The following is a 24,133-nucleotide window of genomic DNA, read 5'->3' as shown; positions in this document are numbered from 1 at the left end:
CTCTCCCCGAGTGCAATTGACGCGCTCGAATTACAGCGTCAGCGGACTTTCAACCATCTCGCCCCGGGCCACCCCTCTCCCCGGCCATCTCCCGCAAGCGGAGAGGGAGCCCGGGCAGCGTGGTCGCGTTACTCGGGCGCAATGTGCCGACAGCTTAGGCAATTGAGAATTCGGGTTCCCTCCGTAATCCCCGCAACCGATTGTTAAAACTTCGTTGAGCATGCTTCGGCATATACCGAGCAGGATACCGTCTGAGGAACCCAATGAGGCTTTGGGTCAGCCTGACCTTGCTCGCGGCATTTTTGCCGGTGGGGTTGTCGTTTGCGCTGAATACGGCAAAGGCGCCCGACGACGCCGCGACGGTGCGTGCCAGCTATCGCCGGCCGGCGGCGGTTCCGTTCCCGAAGAGCAATCCGCATTCCGAGGCGAAATCGGTGCTTGGCGCGATGCTGTTCTTCGATCCACTGCTGTCGCGGTCGAAGACCCTGTCCTGCTCGTCCTGTCACAACCCGTCGCTGTCCTGGGCCGACGGGCTGCCGCGCGCCATCGGCGAGGATCCGAACGGCCTGCCGATCCGCGCCCCGACCCTGATCGATGTCGCCTTCTTCGAACCGCTGGGGTGGGACGGCAAATTCAGTGATCTTGAATCGGTCGCGTTCGGTCCGATCCTGTCTCCGGCGAACATGAACATGACGGAGCCGGAATTGATCGCGCGGCTTGCGGCGATCCCGGGCTATGTCGACGCATTCAGCAAGGCGTTCGGCGACGGCGCGATCACGCGGCCGCGGATCGAGGCGTCACTGGCGACCTTCGAGCGTTCCATCGTGGCGGCCGAATCGCCGTTCGACCGCTGGATCAATGGCGACGAAAGCGCCATCAGCGCCTCGGCGCAGCACGGCTTCCAGCTCTTCAACGGCAAGGCGCGCTGCGCGGCCTGCCACAGCGGTCCATCCTTCTCGGACGGATCGTTCCAGGATATCGGCACCGCTAGGGGCAACGATGTCGGGCGCGGCCGCTTCTTCCCGAAGTCGACCAAGCTGCGCTACGCGTTCAAGACGCCGACGCTGCGCGACGTCGCGCGCCGCGCGCCCTACATGCACGACGGATCGGTCGCAACGCTTGAAGAGGTGATCGAGCTTTACAACAAGGGCGGCATCGACCGGCCGAGCCGTTCGCCGGACATCAAGCCGTTGGCGCTGACGGCTGCCGAGAAGCACGACCTGATCGCCTTCCTGCAGACGCTGACCGCAACTCCGCCGCCGTTCGCTGTGCCGGCATTGCCGCGGTAACACGGCCTGACCCTATGCGCGATGAGATTGGGTCGCACCGTCATCGCGCCTTTGAGCATGATCTTTTCGGAAAACCGCTTCACAGTCTTCCGGATCATGCTCAGCACAGATGCGGCACGGCGGATCCCAACAGGCCGAGGCCCACGATCAGTAAGGCGCCTGCCCAGGTCTCCAGCGCCTCGGTGCGCGCCGGAAACCGCTGCGCCCCGAAGGCCAGTGCCGAGCCCAGCCCGACGCTCACGACGCTCAACGCTCCCAACATGCACCGGCTCCCGATCCATCGTTCGTCCGGGGCAACCACTACTATGGGTGGAATTGAGCCTCCGTGCCTGAATTAGCTAAAATCTGAAGCATCCGGCAAGAAACGGCGCGAAAAGCGGGCCGTGGCTCCGGCCCGCGCCATTAACCACGAAACAACCAACGGGTGTTGCACCGCCACAACCCTTAAAATTTGATATAAGATGAACGGGTCGTTAAAGGCGTGGGCATTGGTGTGATGTTTAGTGGATGGGGGCGAGATGCCGCTTCGGCTCTCCGTGGACGCTCCGTCTTCGCCAAATGTATCCTGGGAATCTTCTTTTGCATTGTGGCGGCACGGGATGCCGAAGCGCATGTCAAATGGTTCTGTGCCTACGATGTCGCCGGGCAGCCCCGGGGCCTTGAGAATGTCCTCTGTCTCGATTTCGAGCTGCTGCTCGCCGTCGCCGTCTGCTGGCTGTTCGCGGGCTGCCTGATCGAGCCGACGGCGGTGGGCGCGGCGACGATCCGCGCGCTGGACCGCATCACCGAGCCGTTGCAGCGGCGCACCGAAGAGATGATGCGCGCCGTCACGGCGTTCTTCTTCATCTCGATCTGGGCCCTGGGCGGTATCCTGCTCACTCCCGAACTGAAGACGACATCGCCGCTAGTCGGCGTGCTGCAACTCGGCGTCGCCGCCGGCATGCTGTCGCGGCGGACCATGCCGCTGTCGGCCGGCGGGATCGCGATCCTGTTCGGTATCGGCATACGCGATTATGGCGTCTTCCATCTCGCCGACTACCCGATCTTTCTCGGCGTCGCCGCGTATCTCGCGCTGACCGGCTTGAAGAAGGACCTGTTCGGGATTCAGCCGCTCGACGTGATGCGGTATTCCGCTGCGGTGACCTTGATGTGGGCCTCGATCGAGAAATGGGCCTATCCGGAATGGAGCTTCCCGCTGCTCATCGAGCACGCCGGAATCACGCTCGGTTTCGACAACGAGTTCTACATGCGCGCCGCCGGCATGGTGGAATTCGTGCTCGCCTTTGCGCTGATCTGGACGCCGCTGATCCGACGTTGTGCCGGCGCGGTGCTCACCGGCATGTTCATCAGCGCGTGCTTCGAGTTCGGCAAGGTCGACACCATCGGACATTCGGCGATCATCGCCGTGCTGCTCGCGATCGTCTGCGACAGCCGGACCCTGCCCAGCGATCGCCGCGCAGCCTGGCTGGCTCCGGTCAGCCTCTGCGCCGCACTGACGGTGACGCTGTTCGTCTACTATGTCGGCCACGCCGCGATCTTCAAGACGTCGATCCTGTAGATCGTGGATCCGAAAGCGGGATTACCGTGCGACGTGGACCGCGAGCTTCATCTTGGGATGGATGCCGCACAGCACCGTGTAGTCGCCGGCGACCGAGAAGGTGACGTCGAACTTGCTGCCCGGCTGCTGATCGCCGGAGTCGAAACTGAAGGTCTCCGTGCTCAAATAAGCGTGATGGAGCAGCTCGCCGTCATCGTTAACGAACCGTAAAACCTCGCCGCGCTTGATCGAGATCTCGGCCGGCCGGAACTCGCGATCCTTCTGCGAAATGGAATAGGGAGCCGTGCCGAGGGCGGCTCCGGCGAGCGTTCCCGCGAGAATCGCGGCCGCAAACGGCGCCCCGCCGAACCCGCCGAGGCGCAGGGCGCGCAACAAACCTGACTGCATTTCATCCCCGCTCATGGACCGAGACACCGCACCATCCTAAGGCGCAAATGGTGCCCCTCAAATTACCTGCGGTCGTGATTATCGCCAGGTGATCTTAACGATTTCAGCATCAGTTCCAGTCACTACTAAGGCAATTTGAGCACACAATTATTTCCGGTCCTCCGCGCAATTGCGTGGCTTCAGTATCGTGTATGACGGGCGTAACGCGGACATGGGTCATCTCCTCAACCTCAGAGCGCAAAGTGTTGCGGCGCTTCGCGTTGCCACCAGCCGCCTGTCGCGTCTCGCCTTGACGAAGGGTTCGATCCGGACCCAGATCCTGATCTTCTGCCTTGCGATGAGCGCCATCGCGGTGGCGCTGGGCGGATACTCCATCGTCGGCATCCGTCACGCCGGCGATCTGGTCGCCAAGACATTTGACGAATCCCTGATGTCGATCAATTACGCCCGTGCCGCCGGCGCCGACTTCGCCGCGATGCGGGTCGCCTCGTCGCAACGGCTGATGACGACGGACCCCGCGATCCGCGCCAGCCTCGACGGCCAGATCGAAACGCTCGCCAAGGCGCTTTCGGAAGACCTGACGATCGCCGCCGATCGCTCGCAGTCGTCGCGCGCCGCCAAGGCGGCGGCCAAGGTTCAGGAAGCCGCCGATGCCTGGATGGAGCTGCATCGCCGCGCGATCGCCTCGTCCGCGGACAGCGGCTCCGCGTCCGAACCGCATGCCGCGATTTCGGTCGGGGATGTCGACCGCTATTCCAGGATCGTCAGCCAGCAGGTCGAACTGCTCGTCAACTACACCGCCGGAGATGGCTTTCTGTTCCGCCAGCGTGCGCTCTCGACGATCAAGCGGGATTTGCAGCTCAACGGAGCCGGCCTGACCTTCGCGCTGATCCTGTCGGCATTCTTCTCCTGGCTGCTGGCGCGCCGTATCATCGGGCCGGTCGCGATTGCGTCGCGGGTGGCGCGGCGCATCGCCGACGGCGATCTCAACGCGACGATCCCCAAAGGCGGCACCGACGAGCTCGGCACCCTCCTGACCGCGATGGAAACCATGCGGGACAACATCAGGAGGATGGTCAACGAGGAAGTATCGCAGCGCCGCTCCGCGCAGGCGCGGCTGTCGGACGCGCTCGAAACCTCGCGCGAAGGCGTCGTGCTGCTCGATGCCGACGGCGAGATCGCGCTGGCCAATTCGCGCGCCGGCGAGTTCATCCGCCTTTCGCCGCAACTGCTGCATTCGGACCGGCTCGGCGCTCCCAACGCGGCTCCGGCCGGGTTCGACGGCGACAGCGACACCTTCGCGAGCGAGGCGCAGCTGGCTGACGGCCGTTGGCTGCGCGTCAGCCGCAGCGAGACCCAGGAGGGCGGCGTCATCCTCGTCTACAGCGACATCACGGCGCTGAAGCAGCAGAAGGCGGAGCTGCACGAGACCAATCTGCGGCTCGATGCGGCGCTCACCCACATGTCCCAGGGGCTGTGCCTCTACAACAGCGAGGCGCGGCTGCAGGTCGTCAACCGCCGGTTCTGCGAGATCTTCGACATTTCGCCGGAGCTCGTGCTTCCGGGAATGACGTTGCAGGATGTCCTTGCGCTCAGCATTGCCGCCGGCAATCACGGCAACCGGACCGTGGCCGATCTGCTGGCGGAACGCGACCGTTCGATCTCCCTGCGGGAGGGCGGCAACTACCTGCAGCATCTGTCCGACGGACGCATCATTTCCATCGCGCAGCGCCCGACCTCGGACGGCGGCTGGCTCGTCACTTGCGAGGATGTCACCGAACAGCAGCGTGCCGAGTCACAGATCGCGTTCATGGCCCGGCACGATGCCCTGACCAGGCTACCGAACCGGACCTTGCTGGCCGAGCGGATCGAGCAGGCGGTTGCACAGGTCGGTCGCGGCTCCGGCTTCGGCGTGCTCTGCCTCGATCTCGATAATTTCAAGCAGGTGAACGATACGCTCGGTCATCCCGTGGGCGACGAATTGTTGTGCGCGGTCGCGGAGCGGCTCAACGCCTGCGTCCGCGAGGTCGACACCGTCGCCCGGCTCGGCGGCGACGAGTTCGCGGTGATCCAGTGCGGCGTCCACGGCAGCCAGGATTGCGAGCAGCTCGCGCGCCGCATTGTCGAATGTGTCGGCGCGCCTTACGAGCTGAACGGACATCGCGTCGTGGTCGGATGCAGCGTCGGCATCTCGCTGTCGCCGGACGACGGCACTGGCGGCGAGAAGCTGTTGAAGAACGCCGACGTCGCGCTGTACCGCGCCAAGATGGAGGGCCGGGGCACCTGGCGCTTCTTCGAGCCGGCGATGGACGCCAGCCTGCAGCGGCGGCGGGCGCTCGAGCTCGACCTGCGCGAGGCGATGGCCAAGGATGAATTCGCGCTGTTCTACCAGCCGCTCTACGATCTGCATCTCGACCGCATCTGCGGCTTCGAGGCGCTGCTGCGCTGGCACCATCCGAAACGCGGCATGGTGCCGCCCGATCAGTTCATCCCGATCGCCGAAGAGATCGGGCTGATCATTCCGCTCGGAGAGTGGGTGCTGCGACGCGCCTGCGAGCAGGCCGCGACCTGGCCGAGCGAGATGAAGCTCGCGGTCAACGTCTCGGCGGCGCAGTTCCGCGATCCGGCGTTCATCGATGTGATCGCCGGCGCGCTCATGGCGTCGGAGCTATCGCCGCACCGGCTCGAGCTCGAAATCACCGAGTCGGTGTTCCTCGCCAACAGCAGCGAGACGCTGGCGACGCTGCACAAGCTGAAGGCGCAGGGGCTGCGCATCGCGCTCGACGATTTCGGCACCGGCTATTCGTCGCTGAGCTATCTGCGCAGCTTCCCGTTCGACAAGCTCAAGATCGACAAGTCGTTCGTGCGCGATGCGACCGCGACTCATGGCTCGAAGTCGATCGTCCGCGCCGTCATCAGCCTCGGCCGCAGCCTCGGCATGACGACGATCGCCGAGGGCATCGAAACCGTCGAGCAGCTCAACCACATGCGGGCCGAAGGCTGCAACGAGGCGCAGGGCTTCCTGTTCAGCCACCCGGTCCCGGTGTCGGAGATCGCCGCGAAGATCCTCGAGCTCAGGAACGGCTTCAAGCCGCCCGCCTTCGAGAACGCAATGGCAAGCTGAGCGGAGTCGCGAAACGAACGAAGGCGGCCGCGATGGCCGCCTTCGTCGTATTCCGTGCGATCCGCTTCTAGCCGCCGTTGCCGCCGATCACGGCGCGCACGGTGTTGTCGGGGCCGAAATCCTCGGCGCTGTCGACATAGAGCAGCGCGGAAAGCTTCGAGCGGGCGCGGTTGACGCGGCTCTTGATGGTGCCGACCGCGCAGCCGCAGATCGCCGCGGCGTCCTCGTAGGAGAAGCCGGAGGCGCCGACCAGGATCAGTGCCTCGCGCTGGTCCTGTGGCAGCTTGTCGAGCGCGGCGCGGAATTCCTCGAATTCAAGATGCGCCGCCTGCGACGGCTGGCTCTTCAGCGTCTTGGCATAGTTGCCCTCTGCGTCCTCCACCTCGCGCCGCCGCTTCCGGTAGTCGGACCGGAACAGGTTGCGCAGAATGGTGAACAGCCACGCCGGCAGGTTGGAGCCCGGCTGGAACGAGTCGATATTGGCGATCGCGCGCAGCAGGGTCTCCTGCACCAGATCATCGGCGCGGTCGCCATTACCGGACAACGAGATCGCGAACGCGCGTAGGCTGGGCACCGACGCAAGGATGTCGTCGCGAAGTTCATTCGTGAGAGGCATTAGTCCCCTCCATTGTTCTTGTCGGTATCGCCCCCGGCGACGGCCGCCGCGGCAGCTTCCGGCCCGTCGAGCTTGCGGATCAGCTCCGCAAAGCGGTCGGGCACCCCCTGCCGCACCACGTCGTCGTACATGGCGCGAAGCTGGTGGCCGATTCTGGACTGAATCTCTGCGTTGAGACCGCCCTGCTTCTTTATTTCCTTCATGATCTGATCCACGCTTCCCCGGGAGGTTAAGTCTCTGATTTTCAAGTCGATTCCTCGAAAAAAGAGGCTGGCCGCGTCGCTCGTCGGTCAGGAGCTAATGCGAAGTTGCACGGAAAGTTCCGAAACGCTGGAACAATTTCTTGGAACTTTTCCGCCCCTCGCGCGTAATCGGCGAGGCAGGGGAACCGGGGCCGCCCCAAGAACTTGATTAGTCGCCCCGAGACTCGCGTTGAGGCCGCCGGGCCTCAAGAACAAGGAGTGGGAATGTCCCGATCGCAGGTCGTTGCTGAACATCTTCCGCTGTTGCGCCGCTACGCCCGCGCGCTGAGCGGAAACCAGGCGTCCGGAGACGCCTATGTCGGGGCCATGCTCGAGGCCCTGCTGCAGGATCCGTCGCTGCTCGACGAAACCCACGGCCCGCGCGCCGGGCTGTTCCGCCTGTTCACCCAGATCTGGAATTCGGTCTCGGTGAACAATGACAACGCCGACGTGGCGACGCTGTCGTTGCCGCCGGAGCGCCGGCTCTCCAACATCACGCCGCTGCCTCGCCAGGCGTTCCTGCTGCTGTCGCTGGAAGGCTTCTCGGAGGAGGAGGTGGGCTACATCCTCGGCACCGACATCGCAGAAACGCGCAAGCTCACCGACGCCGCCGGCCGCGAGATGGCCGCCGAGATCGCCACCGACGTGCTGATCATCGAGGACGAGACCTTCATCGCGATGGACCTCGAGAGCCTCGTGAAGAATCTCGGCCACAACGTCATCGGCGTCGCCCGCACCCATTCCGACGCGGTGGCGCTCGCCAAGAACAAGAAGCCCGGCCTGATCCTCGCCGACATCCAGCTTGCCGACGGCTCGTCAGGTCTCGATGCCGTCAACGAGCTGCTGCGCACTTTCGAGGTGCCTGTCGTGTTCATCACGGCCTATCCGGAGCGCTTCCTGACCGGCGAACGGCCGGAGCCGGCGTTCCTGATATCCAAACCGTTCCAGCCGGCGATGGTCTCTGCGGTCGCCAGCCAGGCGCTGTTCTTCCAGCGCAATTCGCGCAACCGCACGCCGCGCGCCGCCTCGGCATGACGGCAAGGCTTTGACGTAGGACATACTCAACGGCGCACCGTCAGGTGCGCCGTTCTGCTGTGTGGCACTGCGTCGCCCGGATCAAGCGCAGCGCAATCCGAGGCTCTCTCTCTGCTGGTGGTGACGGCCTGATGCGGCGGCCTGAAGGAACGGACCTCAGCTGCGCGCGTTCTTCCGGCAGCAAAAGGAGCCCTTCCATGCGCAAGGCGATTGCAGAGCTTGACGCGGAGCAGAGGGCGCAGCTGCTCTATCTCGCGGATCTCGGCACGGCGCTATCATCGTCAGCGCTGGTGGTCGCAATCCTGATGGGGATCGTGGACTTCCTCGCCGGCGCTGCCTGAATCCATCCGTACCGGATGCGACGTCAGTCCTCCGCGCTTTGCGTACGCCCTTCCGGCCCGCGGTCGAGCACCCCGTAATCGCTGGATTTGACGCCGGCCTTGGCATCCAGGCCGAGGCCCGAAAGGCCGATCCTCAGCAACTCGCGGACCGCCGCGGCACGCGTCGGCATGCGGTGCTTGAATCTGAAATCATCGACTGCGGTCAACTCATCAGGTGAGAGCATGACCTGAAGACGTTCGGCGCGAAGCTCGTTCATCGCAAACCGCCCCAAGTGAGCCAGTTGAGCAATTTACTCAACAGACAAACTCCGTCCGGGTTCCCCAAAGTCCGCCAAAAAAGTCAAATTAGCAAAATGCGTTAATAAAATCAATAATTTAGATGAAGAATGGGAACGTGTCGGCATCTCGAAGCGTTCTGTCCCGCGAGGGAGGTGCGCCATGACTGACGAGGTCAAGCTGCCCCGCAAGCTTTCTCAGGAACGCGCCGCGCCACCACCGCGGCGGCCGAGTCACGCCAAGGTCATCGAAGAACTCGACCGCTGGGCCAACAGCCCCGGTCTCCAACCGCCAAAGGTGGACGATGCAGAAGACGATTAAAAAGCGAAAGCGGTCTGAACCGCACACGTTCGAGCAACGGCTGGAGGAACAGCGCGTGCGTCTCGAAGATGAGCTCGCGAGGCTGCCGGAAGGCGCCCAGCGCAATTCGGTCGCCGCACGCATCGAACAGCTGCGGACCGCCGCCGAACTCAACGCAATGCTCTCGACCCGCGGGTAGCACGCCGCGTCGCGCCGGACTCGCCCGGCGGGTCCAGTCGGCAGGCATCCATCTTGATGGGATGGACTCCCCGATAAATCGCCGCAACCGATCGCAGCCACGGTCGCGCCGTCGATCCTGGCGCTGCTTGGCGGCCGGTTGCTCGTGCGAGCGCATGCGTAGGCGATCTTGCCTGCTTTAAATCCCGTCATCCTCCCACCGGTGTCATCGCCCGCTTGACAGGGCGATCCAGGACGCCGCGGCCTATCGCCTCAACGACTGTCTCTGGAATGCTGGATCCCGGTCCTTATGCGCAATTGTGCACGGGCCGGGCGATGACAGCAGTGGGTGAGGACAAAGCTTCACGCCTCTCGGAGGTGACGGGACTCAAGAGGACAAGCCGCGGACAATTCCTCCAAGCCCGTTCGAACCTTGCCCTACTCCGTCGCGCGCCGCCCGGTGCGCGGGTTCAGCGGTGCGGTCGGCGGGCGGCGCAGCGCTTCCGGCAAGAACGGCTCGCCGGCTTTCGGCGAGGCATCGGCGCGCACGTCCGCGGCCGACTGCGCGCTCATGCGGGGTCTGGTTGTCGTAAAACGTCCGCTTGACGTCGACGCCGTCGACAGGGTCGTTGACGCCGTTCCGGCTGGCGGGATGCGCGACGCCGCGATGAATGTCGTCGGAATTGCTCACGATCGGCCTCCGTTCTCGGTCCAGTCCGAGGATTTCAATCTCAACGTGGCCCGCGCCGCCAGCGTTCCAACAAAGTGAACGGCCGGAGGTATCGCCTTCCGCCGGGAATCCTTGGCGGACACGGCGCCAGTCGGTAGTATCCAGCCCGGCTGGGTGACCGGGGCCAAGAAACAAGGCCAGGAAAGAGCCGAGTAAGAGGGAAGTTCCGGGAATGAGGCACATCGACGTCGCGGTGATCGCCGCCACTCTGTGGCTGCTGGCGTCGATGGTGCTGGACATCCTGACGCCGAACTCGATTTCCGCATTCATGATTGCGGCCGCGCTTGCCCCGCCGTTCCTGATCGGCATGGGTATTCATTTTGCTCGCGAATATCTCAAGGCGAAGCGGCGCAGCTACCGGCCGGCGCGCTGGGACGAACGCTTCAGGAACTGAGCAGGGCAGGAACTAAGCAAAGGAGTCCTGCAGCGGCCGGATTGAACCGGACGGACAGCTTGCTAAGCTCGCGCCATGACCGACACGCTCCCCGACACGATCGGCCGCCTCTACACCGAGCCCGCCGAATATATCGACAGCGACCATCCCGCCGTTGCGGCATTCGCCCGCGCCGCCGTTCCGGCCGGTGCCGGCGCGCGCGAGGCGGCCGCCAGGCTGTACATCGCGGTACGCGACGGCATCCGCTACAATCCCTATGTCAGCATGCAATCGCCGGAGAGCTTTCGCGCCTCCAGCGTGCTCGCTGCCGGCAACGGTTACTGCGTCGGCAAGGCCGCGCTCTATGCCGCCGCCTGCCGCGTTCACGGCATTCCGGCGCGGGTCGGCTTCGCCGATGTCCGCAACCACCTCACCACCGAGAAGCTGCGGGCCAGCATGGGCACCGATATGTTCACCTGGCACGGCTTCACCGAGGTCTATGTCGACGGCGCCTGGCGCAAGGCGACGCCCACCTTCAACGACACGCTATGCGCCAAGCTCGGCGTCGCGCCGCTCGATTTCGATGGTCACAGCGATGCGCTGCTGCATCCGTTCGATGGCGCCGGCCGCACCTACATGCAATACGTCAACGACCACGGCAGCTATCACGACGTCCCGGCCAAATTCCTGATGCGCGAGATGGCGCGCGAATACGCCAACATGCAAAGCGAGGATTTTTCCGGCCGCGACATGGAGCGGGAAGCGGCGGAGCAGTGAGATGTGCGCCGGCTGACAACGACCGCGACGGCGGTGTGCTACGCAACTTCGGAATAATGGAAGAGTACAGGTGAGTTGCCCGACGTGTCAAGCTGTCGTGTCGAACAGCTGTCGCGTCGAACGCCGGCTCCCTTTGCATGGGGTTGTTTTCGCTGTTTTGCCAGTGGTCACGCTCTTTGCCGACAAGCAACTGATTACCGGGACATTTTCATGGACGCCAAGCTGCCGGATACCTCCAGCGCAAAGCCGCCGGCCGCGGGCTGGAACGACGCCGCCGCGCTGATCGGCTTCATCCTGGTCGCGGTCGGGCAGGCGTCCAACCAGGTGCTGGCGCGCGGCCTCGCCGGCTCGGTGCCGCCGTTCTCGCTGGCGTTCTTCCGCTGGAGCATCATCGCGATCGGGCTCGCGCCGTTCGCGATCGCGGCGATCCGCGACGGCAGGATCCCGCTGGCGCAGAACGCGTGGCCGATCCTGCTCGCCGGCTTCCTCGGCATGTTCCTGTGCGGCGGCCCGGTCTATGTCGCCGGCATCACGACGACGGCGATCCACATCGCGCTGATCTTCGCGCTGTCGCCGATCATGGTGCTCCTGATCTCGGCGGCGCTCGGCATCGAGCATATCGGTCCGCTGCAATGGCTCGGCACGGCTCTCGCGCTGGCCGGCGCGCTTCTGATCGTCTCCGGCGGCCATCTGGAAACGTTCACCGAGGCCGGTGCGGCGTGGGGCGACCTGCTGGTGGTGCTGGCGATGCTCGGCTGGTCCGGCTACACCCTGGTGCAGTCGCGCGTTGCGCCGCGTGCCTCGCTGCTCGCCCGCGTCAGCCTGTTCTCGGCGGCCGGCGCGCTATGCTCGCTGCCGCCGGCGATCAATGAGATGTGGACCGCACCGGCTCAGGTCTTCAACGCAAGGGCCTGTGAGGCCTATGTCTTCGCCGGCCTCGTACCCGGCCTGATCGCCTATGCCGGCTTCGCCTGGCTCGGGGCGAAGTTCGGCTCGGTCCGAACCTCGCTGGTGCTTTACGTGGCGCCGATCGCAAGCGCGTTGCTGTCGTGGATCATCCTCGGCGAGCCGCCGAAGCTGATCCATCTGGTCGGCGGATTGCTGATCCTTGGCGGCGTCTGGGCGAGCCTGCGCAAGTAGACGGTGACATTTCGTAGCCCGGATGCAGCGAAGCGCAATCCGGGCTACGGTTTATGCCGCCGGCTCGCTAGCGCATGCGCCGTCGCCAATCAGTCGGAGTTTCACCGGTCAACCGCTTGAACGCCGCGGCGAATGCGGTTTGCGAGGCGTAGCCGAGTTCGGCCGAGACCGCCACGATCGAGATGTCGCTGTCGCGCAGCATCTTCATGGCTTGTTCGAGCCGGTACTGGCGCAGCCAGTTATGGGGCGAAAGCCCGGTGCTCTCCTTGAAGGCGCGGCAGAAGTGGAAGCGCGACAGGCCGGCGTCCGCAGCCAGCGCGGCGAGCGAGACGTCGGCATCGCTGTCGGAACGCAGCCGCTCGATGGCGCGCTGCAGGACCTTTGGCGCCAGCCCGCCGAGGGTGGGCCGGATCGGAGCCGGCGCGCCGACATGCGCGGCCAGCAGCCGCATGGCCAGCAGGTCGGTCAGTTGCTGCCTGAACAGCATGTCCAGTGCTTGATTGCCCTCCAGCACATCCGCCGCGCTGAGCAGCAAGCGCGACGTGATGGGATCCGGATGCGCCGTCCGCTCCAGCAGGTCGATCGATGCACCGGCGCCGGCTTCGTCGGCAACGCGCCGGAATGTTGTGTGAGGAAGATAAAGCTGAACGACATCGACGGGCTTTGGAATGTCCCATCGCGAGCTCGATCCTTCCGGAATGATGATCAGAACGCCGGGACGAAACGTTCCGGTCGCAGCCGCTCGTCCGGACCGCCGCTCCATGCGCTGGGTCATGCCGTTATAGGCCATGATGACGTGGTGGGTCATCGGCTCGACGACGTCGTGCAGCGGCTCGTGTTTCCAGTGTGCGATTCCGGCGCCGGAGGAATCGAGGGCCATGCGAAACGGCGTAGTGTGGAGCACGCGCGCCATCTCCGCATCGGCGTGACGATGCTCGCTGCTCGCCGCGCCGGCCCGAGGCGGCGTCTCGGGTGCAGCCGGCGGATTCTCCTGGCCATTGTGGGGGACGGGTTTGCTCATGGGCCTGTGCTCGCATTCGAAGGCCGCGCAGGCGGCGTCACCGCGGCCGATGTCTAGCGCTGGATGGACTCGTTGCTGCGTGTCTGCCGGTGAACCTTCGGGGGGCGTTCTAGTCCCGGCGAATTGCGGGGTCTTTCCCAAAACTGCCGTGCATTGCCTGAATCTGCTTCGCGCTGCGATGTGCAATTTGATCGGCAGGCGCGGACCGGGTTTGCCAATCGTGGCGCCGCGAAAACCACGGCCTGCGCGACAGCGAGACCTGATCAGGGCGGCTTCAGGCGCCGGTTTCGATCAACGCCGCCGCGTCAGGGCAAAGCGGTAGGCGGCACTGCGCGCCGCGAAGATTTCATCCGGCGGATGGCCGATGCCGTCGGCGAGATTTGCCGGATCGAAGACGGTGCCGTCGCAGGTTGCGTTCGGCTCGATCCGGGTGATGACGATCGTTCCCAGCCGCACCGCTTCGCGCCGGTCCTCGCCCGGCCAGCGGATGGTGACGTCCATGGTGGGATCGCCGGGGCGGTCGAGCAGCGCCATCACGCTGAAGCGGACATCGCGCGCGGCGATCCGGCGCCCGAGATCCTCGCGCAGCAGGCCGGCGGACGTCGCTCCCGCTTTGTTGTCCGTCAGCGCGGCATCGCCGCCGATCGGGTTGATCCTGAACTTGACGAAGCGCGTCTCGCCTTCGGCATTGGTGGCTGGGAAGGAGTGGACGCCCCAATAGATCGTGCCGGCACAGCTCGCGGCGGGCGGATTGGCGGCGACGTAGTCAGCTTGGTGACGCGTCTCCGGGTTGGCGGCGGCGAAGGCCGCGATCCTCGCTGCATCCAGGCGCCCGTCAGGGCCGGGAATGCGCGCCTTGATGAACGCCAGCATCTGGTCGGGCGTCCTTGCATAGTGCACCGGCGCGCTCTGCGTCAGCATGTCCGAGCGGTGGCCGTTGCTGCCGAGCCGGAAGCTGAAGCCGCGCAGTGCCGGCCAGCCGGTATCTGCCGTGCCGGAAACGCCGCCGCTCGCCGAAAAGCGCGCCAGCACCCGCGAAGGGGTGGTGAAGCTCCGGGATGTCGTGATCTCGCTCGCCCGATCCGACGGGACATAGGTGCCGCGAACGCATTGGCCGGTGGCAAAGCTTGTGCGCGCCTGTCGCGAATGACCGGCGGCTGCTTGCAGCGCTTCGACAATGGACGCGGGCGTGGCGGTGACGGGCGAAAACGGAGCCATCGCAAGGTGTTGCCGCAACCGGCGAAGCGCCGCCCCAGCGCAATTGATCCGATTGAAGCGTGATTGCTGCTAATGCGGCAGGCCGATGGCGCGTGGTGCCGAAGGCAAGGCATGGCTCGCGTGACCGCAAACAAAAAAGCAGGGCGCGACCGGCATCACCACGGTCGCGCCCTACGTCGCCGGTCAATGGGGCAGGGGGAATAACCGGCTGTCGGAATGACTCGGATGCCCCCCGACTCGTTCCGCGCGGGTGAAAATAATTTTCGAACACGGTTAAGTGATAGCGGGGCCGCAGAACCCCAGCGCTTTTGTTCGCGTTGTGTCCGGGATTGCCAAGGGGATTTCAAGGAATTCCCATGGGGCGAGGGACATCACCATGTCACAGATGCAAAAGGGAATTCTCGGTGTGCTGGCACTTGGCGCGACGCTGGGTGCGGTGCAGCTCGCATTCGGCCACGACCTGATCGGCGGCCGGCAGGTCGCCACAACCCCGGCGATCGAAAGCGCCGTCAATCGCGCCGCCAAGGCCGATCGCGCCACGGTTCCGTCCGTGGCCGCCAAGAGCCAGACTTTTGCGATGAAGTTCGACGGACTTCCGGATACCTCGGTGCTGGTCCGTGTTCCCGCGACCAAGGAAGCAGCAAAGGAAGAGGCTCGCAACCGCCCGGCGGCGCCCGCCCGGGCGCGGCCCGGCGATACCCGCAAGGTCGCCTGCGAGCCGGTGGTCAGCGTGCTGACCGACGTCGCCAAGCTGCTGCAGCCGGGCCGCTGCATTACCTGAGGCGGGATCGGTCCGGACGGTAGAGTTCGTAGCCCCGATGCAGCGAAGCGCAATCCGGGCCGCTGTATCGCGGGGAATGTTTCCCGGATTGCGCTTCGCTCCATCCAGGCTACACAGCGACGACGGCATAGAGAGCAGTTGCGCCTACTCCTGCTCTTCCGCTTCGCGTGCGCCGGCGGCGCTGCGGCTGGCCATCAGGCCAAGGGCGAGGCCGCCAATGGCGATGATCGGGATCAGCCGCTTGACGCCGATGGCGCGGACGATTTGCAGGCCGGTGGCGATCATGATGGGGTCGGCAAGGGCGGCGGTCGCGGTCGCCCTTGCGGCGCGTTCGGCGCGCCGCCGCATTTCGCGCTTGCGCGCCATGTAGACGCCGACGGCAATCAGCATCATCACGAAGAACAGCGCAGCGCCGGCAAGGCAGGCTTCCACCGCGCCGTAGTGCTGTAGCAGGTATACGAAGGCCGCCGCGCATAGGAAGGCGAGGCTGATCAGCAGCGCGATCGCGGCGGCGCCTGCCAGCGACGTCAGTTGCAGCGCGTTTCCCGCGGACGTCTTCGCATCGTTGATCAGTCGCTGAAGCATTGCCGAGCCTCAGCCGCCTAGCGGCGCCAGGCGATGCCGATCAGGAAGCCGAGACCGAGCGCAAGGCCAACGGTCGCGAGCGGCCGCTGCGCGATGACTTCTTCCAGCGACTCCTCGAGCGAGGACGCCGCGTCCTGCGCCGCGCCGAACATCGCACTGCCGCGCTCCGACATGTCGTCCAGCGTGGATTCGGCGTTGGCACGGGCTTCCTTGTAGCGGCTGCGCGCCTGCTTGCCGGCGTCGGCGGCGAACGCGTTGAGCGCGTCGGTGATTTGTGCGGTGAGCGCAGCGATGTCGTTCTTCACGGAGGTCACGTCCTTCTCGAGACGCTCGTAGGTTGCTTTATCCGTCATGTTTCTGATCCCGAATGTGTCCGACATCGAACGCTCCCGAAACTCGCGTGGCGCTCGCAGAAAACGCCGCGCCGCGGGCAAAGTTCCTGCGGCGAAACCCTGCGCTTCGCGCGACGTGTTCAAGAACGTTCTTCTAGTCTTCCGGCAGCTGCGGCGAATTGACCGGCATCAAATGCTCTTTCATGATCAATCCGACGATCAGCAGCGGCGACGACAGGAAGGCGCCCATCGGGCCCCACAGCCAGGTCCAGAACGCCAGCGCGAGAAACACCGCAAGCGCGTTCAGCGACAGCCTGCGGCCGACGATGGTCGGCGTCACGAAATGCCCTTCCAGGAAGGTCACGACCGCAAAGCAGGCCGGTGCGATCAGTCCGGCGCCGATGGCCGGCGAGGCGACGATGCCGACCACGACCAGCACCACGAACATCGCGACCGGGCCAATGATCGGAATGAAGTTCAGTGTCGCGGCGAGCGCGCCGAGAGCCGCCGGGTTCGGCATCCCCGTCATCGCACAGATCGCGCCGGTGACGATGCCGACGCCGATATTGATCATGGTCACTGTCAGGAGATAGTTGCCGAGATGGATCTCGACCTCGTTGAGGATGCGCAGCGTGCGCAGCCGGGCCTGCCGGTCGCTGAAGGTCAGAACCAGGGCGCGGCGCAGATCCTTCCAGCTCGCGATGAACAGGATGAGCGTCGCGATAAACAGGAGGAACTCGGCGAAAGTCGGCGACAGGAATTCCAGGGTCGGCTGCACCCATTCGAACTTCGGCATCTGGAAGCTGGCGAGCGCGTCGGAGCCGCCCACCATGCTTTGCAGCTCCTGCCACAGAGCGAGCGGCCGGTCGAACACGTGCAGTTTGTCCTTCAGGATCGCGCCGAGCTCGGGCAGCCGCGAGCTCCACTCCATGACCGGGGAGGCGATCAGCCCGACCATGAAAGCCACCATCGCAGTGACCGCGACGACGATCAGCACGGCGCCGAGCGCCCGCGGCACCCTGTAGCGTTCGAGCAGGCTTGCCGCGGGGGACAGCATGGTGCCGACAATGAAGGCCATGGTGATCGGCAGGAAGAAGGCGCGCGCCACGTACAGCACCGCAACGACGACAATGACGAGGATGGTCAGCAGCGCGAAGGCGACGATCTCGGTGCGGCGGATGACCGGCGGCAGTTCGGAGCCGCTGTCGGGGACAGGTGAGCCTTCCGGCACGTTATCAAGCAGACGTTCACTCGGAAAGGCCCGCACCAACCTGCTCCCGCGCAAGGACGAACGAATCTGCGTCGCGAAGTCGCTCCGTGCGCCCAATCGCCTAACGGAAACAGCGCATCCCGCGAAAAGTTCCGTCGCGAAGTCGTGAGCCACCGTGGGTTGACAATCGCAGCCTTGGAACGATTCGGGCCGGAACCGTTCGAAGGCGAGACGCGTTGGCTTTGCATCGCATCACCACGATGCGCATCCCTTCAGGGGCAGCACATGACACAGCAGTCTCTCCTCAGCCGCCGGCTTGCGTCGCGCGCCACGCGCACCCTTGCCTTCGCCGGCATCCTGTTCGCCGCGCCTTTCGTCGCCGCCGGTCCGGCCAGCGCGCAAATGAATGCTCAGATGAATAGCGTCCCGCTCGGCTACGCCGCGACGCAGCCGGATGGCTTCCCGACCGACGAGGTGATGACCGAGCCCGGCAATGAGGACGGCGCGCTGCCGGATCGGCTGCGCCGCACCATCGTCGCGCTCAATACCAGCGAAGCGCCCGGCACCGTCATCATCGATACCGGCAACACCGCGCTCTATTACGTGCTCGGCGGCGGCCGCGCGATCCGCTACGGCGTCGGCGTGGGCCGCGAGGGCTTCACCTGGTCCGGCGTGCAAACCATCAGCCGCAAGGCGGAGTGGCCGGATTGGCATCCGCCGGCCGAGATGATCCGCCGCCAGCCCTATCTGCCGCGCTTCATGGCCGGAGGCCCGGGCAACCCGCTCGGCGCCCGCGCGATGTATCTCGGCTCCAGCGAGTACCGCATCCACGGCACCAACGATCCGTCGACGATCGGCAAGTTCGTCTCCTCGGGCTGCATCCGCCTGACCAATGAGGACGTCGCCGATCTGTTCAGCCGCGTCGATGTCGGCACCAGGGTCGTGGTGCTGCCGAAGAATGCGCCGCATCTGGCCGCGCGCGAGCTCGGCCCGACCACGACGCAGATCTCGGTCCGTCCGGCACCGGCGCAGCAACCGCGTCCCGCCGTGACCAGGCTGCCGTCGGGCCGGCAGGCGATGAACATCTCCACGTCGTCGCTCTATTGAGGAGTATTTGATGCTGAAGCGGACGACGATACGGCGGGTGCTCGGGACGGCGGCCCTGGGCTGCATCACGCTGGCGCCCGCCGCGCAGGCCCAGGACTTCTTCTCGCAGCTGTTCGGCGGCTTCACGCAGGGCCGCCCGCCAGTCATCCGGATGCCGTTCGATGACGGCGCGCCGGTCGTGCCGCGGGCCGAACGTCCGCGCTACAGCAGTGGTGGCGGCCAGGCCTATTGCGTGCGGACCTGCGATGGGCGCTACTTTCCGCTCGCGGCGACCGGCCGGCAGAGCAAGGAGGAGGCTTGCAACAGCTTCTGTCCGGCGTCCGCGACCGAGGTGGTCTATGGCGGCAGCATCGACAGCGCCGAGACCGAGGATGGAAAACCCTATTCGGAGCTGCCGAACGCGTTCCGCTATCGTGATGCGATCGTCGCGGGCTGTACCTGCAACGGCAAGGATCCGGTCGGGCTCGCGTCGGTGAAGATCGAGGACGATCCGACCTTGCGCAAGGGCGACATCGTCGCCGGCAAGGACGGGCTGATGTCGGTCACCCGCATCGACCGTCGCAGCGCCGAGGTGAACTTCACCCCGGTCCCGGACCGCATCCGCGCCAAGTACCTGCGGCCGCCGGTGGTGGCGCGGGAGTGATCTGTCGTCCTCAGGCTTGCCTCGTCGCTGAAGGAGCTTTGCGGTTCCGCAGTAGGGAACCCGTCGCCGTGTCGCACGTTAGGAAAGGGCTAACAGCACTTTTCAGTGCCATCAGGGGGCCCGCATGCTCGTCGGCGTACTCGTCACCTTCGTCGTCGTCATTCTCGTTCTTTATCTGATCAACATGCTGCCGCTCGACGGCCGCGCCAAACAGATCGCACGCGCGGTGGTGATCATCATCGGCATCGTGTCGCTCTTGAAATATCTCGCGGTGTTCTAGCGGGGCGTCGCCAGGGGCGAAGCGCCGTCCGATTTGGATCGCGAAGCCACTGTTCGTTCCGTCATCCTGAGGTGCTCGCGTAGCGAGCCTCGAAGGATCGACGGCCACCAGCCGGGCCGTGCATCCTTCGAGTCTCGCAAGAGCTCGCACCTCAGGATGACGGTGGGAGGGTGTGCGCAGAAGTACACGCCCAACAAAAAGCCCCGGCGGTGGCGCCGGGGCTTTTGCTGTTATGGCGCTGCCGATCAGCCCGCGGCCTTGGCCTCGCGGCGGCGGGCGGTGAGGATGTATTCGGTGTAGCCGTTCGGCTGGGTGCGGCCCTCGAACACGAGGTCGCAGGCGGCCTTGAAGGCGACACCGTCGAACGACGGCGCCATCGGCTTGTAGAGGCTGTCGCCGGCGTTCTGCTTGTCGACCACGACGGCCATCCGCTTCAGCGATTCCATCACCTGGTCCTTGCTGATGACGCCCTGATGCAGCCAGTTCGCCAGATGCTGGCTGGAGATGCGCAAGGTGGCGCGGTCTTCCATCAGGCCGACATCGTGGATATCGGGCACCTTTGAGCAGCCGACACCCTGATCGATCCAGCGCACGACGTAGCCCAAAATGCCCTGGCAGTTGTTGTCGATCTCCTGCTTGACGTCGTCCGGTGCCCAGTTCGACTGCGACACCGGGATGGTGAGGATGTCGGAGAGCTTGGCGCGCGGCCCGCCCTTGGCGAGCTCCTGCTGGCGGGCTGTTACGTTGACCTGGTGATAGTGCAGCGCGTGCAGCGTCGCCGCGGTCGGCGACGGCACCCAGGCTGTGGTGGCACCGGCCTGCGGATGGCCGATCTTCTGGGTTAGCATATCAGCCATCTTGTCGGGCGCCGCCCACATGCCCTTGCCGATCTGGGCATGGCCGGGCAAGCCATCGACGAGGCCCATATCGACGTTCCAGTCCTCATAGGCCTTGATCCAGGGCTGCGTCTTCATGTCGTTCTTGCGGATCATCGGACCCGCTTCCATCGAGGTATGGATCTCGTCGCCGGTGCGGTCGAGGAAGCCGGTGTTGATGAACATGATGCGCTTGGAGGCGCGCTGGATGCAGGCCTTGAGGTTCACCGTGGTGCGGCGCTCCTCGTCCATGATGCCGACCTTGATGGTGTTCTCGGCGAGCCCGAGCATCTTCTCGACCTCGGCGAACAGGTCGCAGGTCAGCGTCACCTCGTCGGGGCCGTGCATCTTCGGCTTGACGATATAGACCGAGCCGGTGCGGCTGTTCTTCGTCTTCGAATTGCCCTTCAGATCGTGGATCGCGAGCAGGCCGGAGACGGCCGCGTCGAGAATGCCTTCCGGAATCTCCTCGCCCTTGGCATCGAGCACCGCATCGGTGAACATGTGATGGCCGACATTGCGCATCAGCAAGAGGCTGCGGCCGTGCAGCTTCAGCTCGCCGCCTGCAGGCGTCTTGTAGATGCGATCGGCGTTGAGCGCGCGGGTCATGGTCTTGCCGCCCTTCTCGAAGTCGGCGGACAGCGTGCCATTCATCAGGCCGAGCGTATTGCGATAGACCAGCACCTTGTCCTCGGCGTCGACGGCGGCGACCGAGTCTTCCATGTCGAGAATGGTGGAGACCGCCGATTCCAGGATCATGTCGGCGACGCCGGCGGCGTCGTCCTTGCCGATGACGTTGTTGCGGTCGATCTTGACCTCGACATGCAGGCCGTTGTTGACCAGCAGGATCGCAGACGGTGAGGCCGCGTCACCCTGATAGCCGGCGAACTGCGCGGCGTTCTTCAGTGCAGTGGAATTGCCGCTCTTCAGCTTGGCCGAGAGCTGGCCGGCGATCACGCTGTAGGAGACGACGTCGGTGTGGCTGCCGGTCGCAAGCGGCACTGAAGCGTCGAGGAAGGCCTTGGCCTTCGCGATCACCTTGTCGCCGCGGGCCTTGTTGTAGCCCTTGCCGGCCTCGCTCGGATCATGCGGGATCGCGTCGGTGCCGTAGAAGGCATCGTACAGCGAGCCCCAGCGCGCGTTGGCGGCGTTCAGCGCGTAGCGGGCATTGGTGAGCGGCACCACGAGCTGCGGGCCGCAGATCTTGCCGATTTCCTCGTCGACATTGGCAGTCTCGACCGTGTGGGTCGCCGGCTCGGGGAGGAGGTACCCGATCTCCTTGAGGAACGCGGTGTAGGCGTTGATGTCGAACGCCTTGCCCTTGTGGGCGCGGTGCCAGTCGTCGATCTTGGCCTGCAGCGTGTCGCGGAACGCGAGCAACTCGCGGTTCTTTGGTCCGAGCTTCTGGAGGATGGCGGCGAGCCCGGCCCAGAACGCATCCGGCGCGATCCCGGTCTTCGGGGTCGCTTCCTTGGCGATGAAATCGAACAGGACAGGGGCGATCTTCAATCCGTGGGCATCGACACGAGTCATGATGGGCTTTCTCAGAAAAACCGGGCGTTTTGAGGCTGTTTTCGACAGAAATCAGCAAAAAACGCGCCAAAGGGCCGCGTTCACGGCCCTTTTAGCCTTAAAGCCACGGCTCTGAGAAGGCCCCTTTGTCACCCAGCATTTCGTCGTCATGCCCCGCCTTGAGCGGGGCATCCAGTACGCCGCGGCAGTGAGGCTGGAGCGCAACCGTCGCTGGGATACTGGATCGACCGGTCGAGCCGGGCGACGACAAGCGGCTAGATGTTCGCCGCGAGGTCGGTCAGCTCGTCGAACAGCACGCCGGTCTTCGCCAGCATCTGCTCGATCTCTTCGGTCGCCTCGGCGACCGAGCGGATCGAGGTGTCGATGGTCAGCTCATTGCCGGTCGGCGGCTGGTAGTCGTTGCCGATGCCGGTGAAGCCCTGCAGCGTGCCGGCGCGAGCCTTGGCGTAATGGCCCTTGGGATCGCGCTGCTCGCAGATCTCGGCGGGCGTTGCGACATAGATTTCGCGGAACGCGCTGTCGGCGATGCGGCGCGCGGCGGCGCGATCGGCGGCCGACGGCGACACCGCGGCCACGATGGCGATATGGCCGTTGCGTGCAAGGTGCGTCGCGACTTCGGCGAGGCGGCGGATGTTCTCGGCGCGATCCTGCGGCGAGAAGCCGAGGTCGCCGTTGAGGCCTGCGCGCAGCGTGTCGCCGTCGAGCAGGATCGGTGAGCCGCCATTGCCGAACAGCCGCCGTTCGAGCGCGCGCGCCAAGGTCGACTTGCCGGAGCCGGGCAGGCCGGTCAGCCAGATCACCGCGCCGTTGTGGCGGTAGCGCGCCGAGCGCTCGTCGGGCCGCAGCGCGGATTCGACGGGGACGATATCGACCGGCACTGCAGGACGGCCGGCGTCGACCGACAGCACGAGGCCGCCGCCGGCGATGCGGCCGTTGACCTCGATCACGAGGCGCCCGGTGCGCGGATTGTCGGTGTAGGGATCGGTCGCCACCGGCTGCGCCAGCGAGATGTCGATCTCACCAACATGGTTGCGCGCGATCGCGGTGTTCTCCTCGTTCGACAGCGCGCCGGGATCGATCGCCTTCTCGATCGCGACCACGGTGGCGCGGCTTTCCTTGGTGCCGAGGCGGATCACGATCTGCTCGCCCTTGGCGAGCGGCTTGTCGTGCAGCCAGAAGATCCGCGCGCGGATGCGGCGGGTGTCGCGCGGGCTCTGCCCGGAATGTCCGATGATGTCGCCGCGCTCGAGGAACAGCTCGCGGTCGAGCGTGATGCCGACCGAGCGCCCGGCGCCCTGCGGGCCCTGCAGCGGCGTCACCGGCCAGCTCTCGACGGTCTTGATCTTCGCGATCTTGCCGGCCGGCATGATGACGATCTCGTCGCCGGCCTTGAGGCTGCCGGATTCGATACGGCCGGCCACGATGCGGCGGTCGTCGAACTTGTAGATCGCCTGCACCGGCAGGCGCAGCGGCAATTCGGCCAGCGGCCGCGCCGGCTCGAGCGCATCGAGCGCGTCGACCACGGTCGGCCCCTTATACCAGTCGATCCGCGGCGTGCGCTCGGCGACGCCGTCGCCGTCACGCGCCGAGATCGGGATCACGGCGGTCGGCTTGACGCCAAGGCCGGTCAGATGTGCCGAGATTTCGTCGCTGATCTCCTTGAAGCGTTCGGCGCTGAACGCGACGCGGTCCATCTTGTTGACGACCACCGCGACCTGCTTCACGCCAAGCAAGTGCAAAAGATAGCCGTGGCGGCGGGTCTGGTCGCGCACGCCTTCGAGCGCGTCGATGATCAAGACCGCGCCGTCGGCCTGTGAGGCGCCGGTGATCATGTTGCGCAGGAATTCGGCGTGGCCGGGCGCGTCGATCAGCACGACGTCGCGCGAGCGGGTGCGGAAGCGGATCTGGGTGGTGTCGATGGTGATGCCCTGGTCGCGCTCGGTCTGCAGCGCATCGAGCAGGAACGACCATTCGAACGGCATACCGCGCCGCGCGCTGACCGCCTTCAGCATCTCCAGCTTGCCATCCGGCAGGCTGCCGGTCTCATGCAGCAGGCGCCCGACCAGCGTCGACTTGCCGTGGTCGACATGGCCGACGATGACGATGCGCACTTGCGGCCGCGTGGTGCCGTTGGGCGTTGCCGAGATCGCGGCGGTGGGGAGGATCATGTTCATCGGAACGCT

At 65.4% G+C, this 24,133-nt stretch carries 27 protein-coding genes; 15 read left to right on the top strand and 12 right to left on the bottom strand.

The annotated features are described in order from the left end of the window. Positions 1–263 precede the first annotated feature (263 nt). Positions 264–1,289, top strand: coding sequence for a cytochrome-c peroxidase (locus tag J6500_RS24140; RefSeq protein WP_225715188.1), 1,026 nt, complete (start codon positions 264–266; stop codon positions 1,287–1,289). A gap of 100 nt (positions 1,290–1,389) precedes the next feature. Here the strand turns inward: J6500_RS24140 and J6500_RS24135 are convergent, their stop codons facing one another. Beyond that, the gene (locus J6500_RS24135; protein WP_225715187.1) at positions 1,390–1,551 is read right to left on the bottom strand and encodes a hypothetical protein; all 162 of its coding nucleotides are present in this window, start codon (positions 1,549–1,551) and stop codon (positions 1,390–1,392) included. A gap of 324 nt (positions 1,552–1,875) precedes the next feature. On the opposite strand from J6500_RS24135, the gene J6500_RS24130 reads away from it, so the two are divergent. Then, positions 1,876–2,847, top strand: a complete 972-nt coding sequence (locus J6500_RS24130; protein WP_312018234.1) for a hypothetical protein — start codon at positions 1,876–1,878, stop codon at positions 2,845–2,847. A 21-nt stretch (positions 2,848–2,868) separates the two neighbouring features. On the opposite strand, the gene J6500_RS24125 is transcribed toward J6500_RS24130, so the two are convergent. Next, on the bottom strand, positions 2,869–3,234 hold the full coding sequence (locus J6500_RS24125; RefSeq protein ID WP_225715185.1) for a methylamine utilization protein: 366 nt from the start codon (positions 3,232–3,234) through the stop codon (positions 2,869–2,871). Between the two features lie 211 nt (positions 3,235–3,445). On the opposite strand from J6500_RS24125, the gene J6500_RS24120 reads away from it, so the two are divergent. Beyond that, a complete protein-coding gene (locus J6500_RS24120) occupies positions 3,446–6,358 on the top strand; it encodes an EAL domain-containing protein (protein WP_225715184.1) in 2,913 nt (970 codons plus the stop codon). A gap of 67 nt (positions 6,359–6,425) precedes the next feature. Here J6500_RS24120 and J6500_RS24115 read toward each other — a convergent pair whose 3' ends face one another. Together J6500_RS24115 and J6500_RS24110 are read right to left on the bottom strand one after the other, a co-directional pair. Next, the gene (locus J6500_RS24115) at positions 6,426–6,974 is read right to left on the bottom strand and encodes a sigma-70 family RNA polymerase sigma factor (RefSeq protein WP_066515735.1); all 549 of its coding nucleotides are present in this window, start codon (positions 6,972–6,974) and stop codon (positions 6,426–6,428) included. Beyond that, positions 6,974–7,177: a NepR family anti-sigma factor gene (locus J6500_RS24110; protein ID WP_225715202.1), complete on the bottom strand. Its 204-nt coding sequence runs from the start codon at positions 7,175–7,177 to the stop codon at positions 6,974–6,976. Before J6500_RS24110 ends, J6500_RS24115 begins: the two co-directional genes overlap by 1 nt. Positions 7,178–7,441: 264 nt before the next feature. Between J6500_RS24110 and J6500_RS24105 the strand changes: the two genes are divergently transcribed. Continuing rightward, positions 7,442–8,251, top strand: coding sequence for a response regulator (locus J6500_RS24105; protein WP_225715183.1), 810 nt, complete (start codon positions 7,442–7,444; stop codon positions 8,249–8,251). A 197-nt stretch (positions 8,252–8,448) separates the two neighbouring features. Beyond that, complete coding sequence (locus J6500_RS24100; protein WP_225715182.1) at positions 8,449–8,592, top strand: hypothetical protein; 144 nt, start codon at positions 8,449–8,451, stop codon at positions 8,590–8,592. A gap of 23 nt (positions 8,593–8,615) precedes the next feature. On the opposite strand, the gene J6500_RS24095 is transcribed toward J6500_RS24100, so the two are convergent. Continuing rightward, on the bottom strand, positions 8,616–8,849 hold the full coding sequence (locus tag J6500_RS24095; protein ID WP_225715181.1) for a hypothetical protein: 234 nt from the start codon (positions 8,847–8,849) through the stop codon (positions 8,616–8,618). A gap of 181 nt (positions 8,850–9,030) precedes the next feature. On the opposite strand from J6500_RS24095, the gene J6500_RS24090 reads away from it, so the two are divergent. The 6 genes from J6500_RS24090 (at position 9,031) to J6500_RS24065 (ending at position 12,365) form a co-directional block, all read left to right on the top strand. After that, positions 9,031–9,189: a hypothetical protein gene (locus J6500_RS24090; protein ID WP_225715180.1), complete on the top strand. Its 159-nt coding sequence runs from the start codon at positions 9,031–9,033 to the stop codon at positions 9,187–9,189. Next, entirely contained in the window at positions 9,173–9,367 is a 195-nt protein-coding gene (locus J6500_RS24085) for a hypothetical protein (RefSeq protein ID WP_225715179.1), read from the top strand. The genes J6500_RS24090 and J6500_RS24085 overlap by 17 nt, the downstream gene beginning before the upstream one ends. 411 nt (positions 9,368–9,778) lie before the next feature. Further along, positions 9,779–10,114 (top strand): hypothetical protein, encoded by a 336-nt coding sequence (locus tag J6500_RS24080; protein ID WP_225715178.1) that lies wholly within the window; start codon positions 9,779–9,781, stop codon positions 10,112–10,114. 133 nt (positions 10,115–10,247) lie between these two features. Next, positions 10,248–10,469, top strand: coding sequence for a hypothetical protein (locus J6500_RS24075; protein ID WP_225715177.1), 222 nt, complete (start codon positions 10,248–10,250; stop codon positions 10,467–10,469). A gap of 75 nt (positions 10,470–10,544) precedes the next feature. Beyond that, positions 10,545–11,225 carry a transglutaminase-like domain-containing protein gene (locus J6500_RS24070; RefSeq protein ID WP_225715176.1) on the top strand — a complete coding sequence of 227 codons (681 nt, stop codon included), beginning with the start codon at positions 10,545–10,547 and terminating at the stop codon, positions 11,223–11,225. Between the two features lie 210 nt (positions 11,226–11,435). Then, entirely contained in the window at positions 11,436–12,365 is a 930-nt protein-coding gene (locus tag J6500_RS24065; protein ID WP_225715175.1) for a DMT family transporter, read from the top strand. A gap of 67 nt (positions 12,366–12,432) precedes the next feature. Here the strand turns inward: J6500_RS24065 and J6500_RS24060 are convergent, their stop codons facing one another. Both J6500_RS24060 and J6500_RS24055 read right to left on the bottom strand, forming a co-directional pair. Further along, entirely contained in the window at positions 12,433–13,386 is a 954-nt protein-coding gene (locus J6500_RS24060; protein ID WP_225715201.1) for a helix-turn-helix transcriptional regulator, read from the bottom strand. 291 nt (positions 13,387–13,677) lie between these two features. Further along, entirely contained in the window at positions 13,678–14,622 is a 945-nt protein-coding gene (locus J6500_RS24055; RefSeq protein ID WP_512699715.1) for a catalase, read from the bottom strand. Between the two features lie 358 nt (positions 14,623–14,980). Between J6500_RS24055 and J6500_RS24050 the strand changes: the two genes are divergently transcribed. Then, complete coding sequence (locus J6500_RS24050) at positions 14,981–15,385, top strand: hypothetical protein (protein ID WP_225715173.1); 405 nt, start codon at positions 14,981–14,983, stop codon at positions 15,383–15,385. Positions 15,386–15,529: 144 nt separating this feature from the next. Here the strand turns inward: J6500_RS24050 and J6500_RS24045 are convergent, their stop codons facing one another. The 3 genes from J6500_RS24045 to J6500_RS24035 all read right to left on the bottom strand — a co-directional run bounded on the left by J6500_RS24045 (position 15,530) and on the right by J6500_RS24035 (position 17,569). Then, positions 15,530–15,970 (bottom strand): hypothetical protein, encoded by a 441-nt coding sequence (locus J6500_RS24045; RefSeq protein ID WP_225715172.1) that lies wholly within the window; start codon positions 15,968–15,970, stop codon positions 15,530–15,532. 17 nt (positions 15,971–15,987) lie between these two features. Then, on the bottom strand, positions 15,988–16,323 hold the full coding sequence (locus J6500_RS24040) for an ElaB/YgaM/YqjD family protein (RefSeq protein WP_376707851.1): 336 nt from the start codon (positions 16,321–16,323) through the stop codon (positions 15,988–15,990). A gap of 133 nt (positions 16,324–16,456) precedes the next feature. Further along, positions 16,457–17,569 (bottom strand): AI-2E family transporter, encoded by a 1,113-nt coding sequence (locus tag J6500_RS24035; protein WP_225715170.1) that lies wholly within the window; start codon positions 17,567–17,569, stop codon positions 16,457–16,459. Between the two features lie 228 nt (positions 17,570–17,797). Between J6500_RS24035 and J6500_RS24030 the strand changes: the two genes are divergently transcribed. From J6500_RS24030 to J6500_RS24020, 3 genes are all read left to right on the top strand, one after another. Next, entirely contained in the window at positions 17,798–18,619 is an 822-nt protein-coding gene (locus tag J6500_RS24030) for a L,D-transpeptidase (RefSeq protein WP_225715169.1), read from the top strand. Positions 18,620–18,632: 13 nt separating this feature from the next. After that, the gene (locus tag J6500_RS24025) at positions 18,633–19,262 is read left to right on the top strand and encodes a DUF2865 domain-containing protein (protein ID WP_225715200.1); all 630 of its coding nucleotides are present in this window, start codon (positions 18,633–18,635) and stop codon (positions 19,260–19,262) included. Between the two features lie 124 nt (positions 19,263–19,386). Beyond that, positions 19,387–19,542 (top strand): Thivi_2564 family membrane protein, encoded by a 156-nt coding sequence (locus tag J6500_RS24020; RefSeq protein ID WP_225715168.1) that lies wholly within the window; start codon positions 19,387–19,389, stop codon positions 19,540–19,542. A gap of 245 nt (positions 19,543–19,787) precedes the next feature. Here the strand turns inward: J6500_RS24020 and J6500_RS24015 are convergent, their stop codons facing one another. Both J6500_RS24015 and cysC read right to left on the bottom strand, forming a co-directional pair. Beyond that, entirely contained in the window at positions 19,788–21,950 is a 2,163-nt protein-coding gene (locus J6500_RS24015) for a malate synthase G (protein ID WP_225715167.1), read from the bottom strand. 254 nt (positions 21,951–22,204) lie between these two features. Beyond that, positions 22,205–24,124 carry an adenylyl-sulfate kinase gene (gene cysC / locus J6500_RS24010; protein WP_225715166.1) on the bottom strand — a complete coding sequence of 640 codons (1,920 nt, stop codon included), beginning with the start codon at positions 24,122–24,124 and terminating at the stop codon, positions 22,205–22,207. Positions 24,125–24,133 lie beyond the last annotated feature (9 nt).

Origin of the sequence: Bradyrhizobium semiaridum (genome assembly GCF_020329505.1) — a bacterium.
Classification (GTDB): Bacteria; Pseudomonadota; Alphaproteobacteria; order Rhizobiales; family Xanthobacteraceae; genus Bradyrhizobium; species Bradyrhizobium semiaridum.
This window is presented reverse-complemented; position numbering and strand designations above follow the sequence as displayed.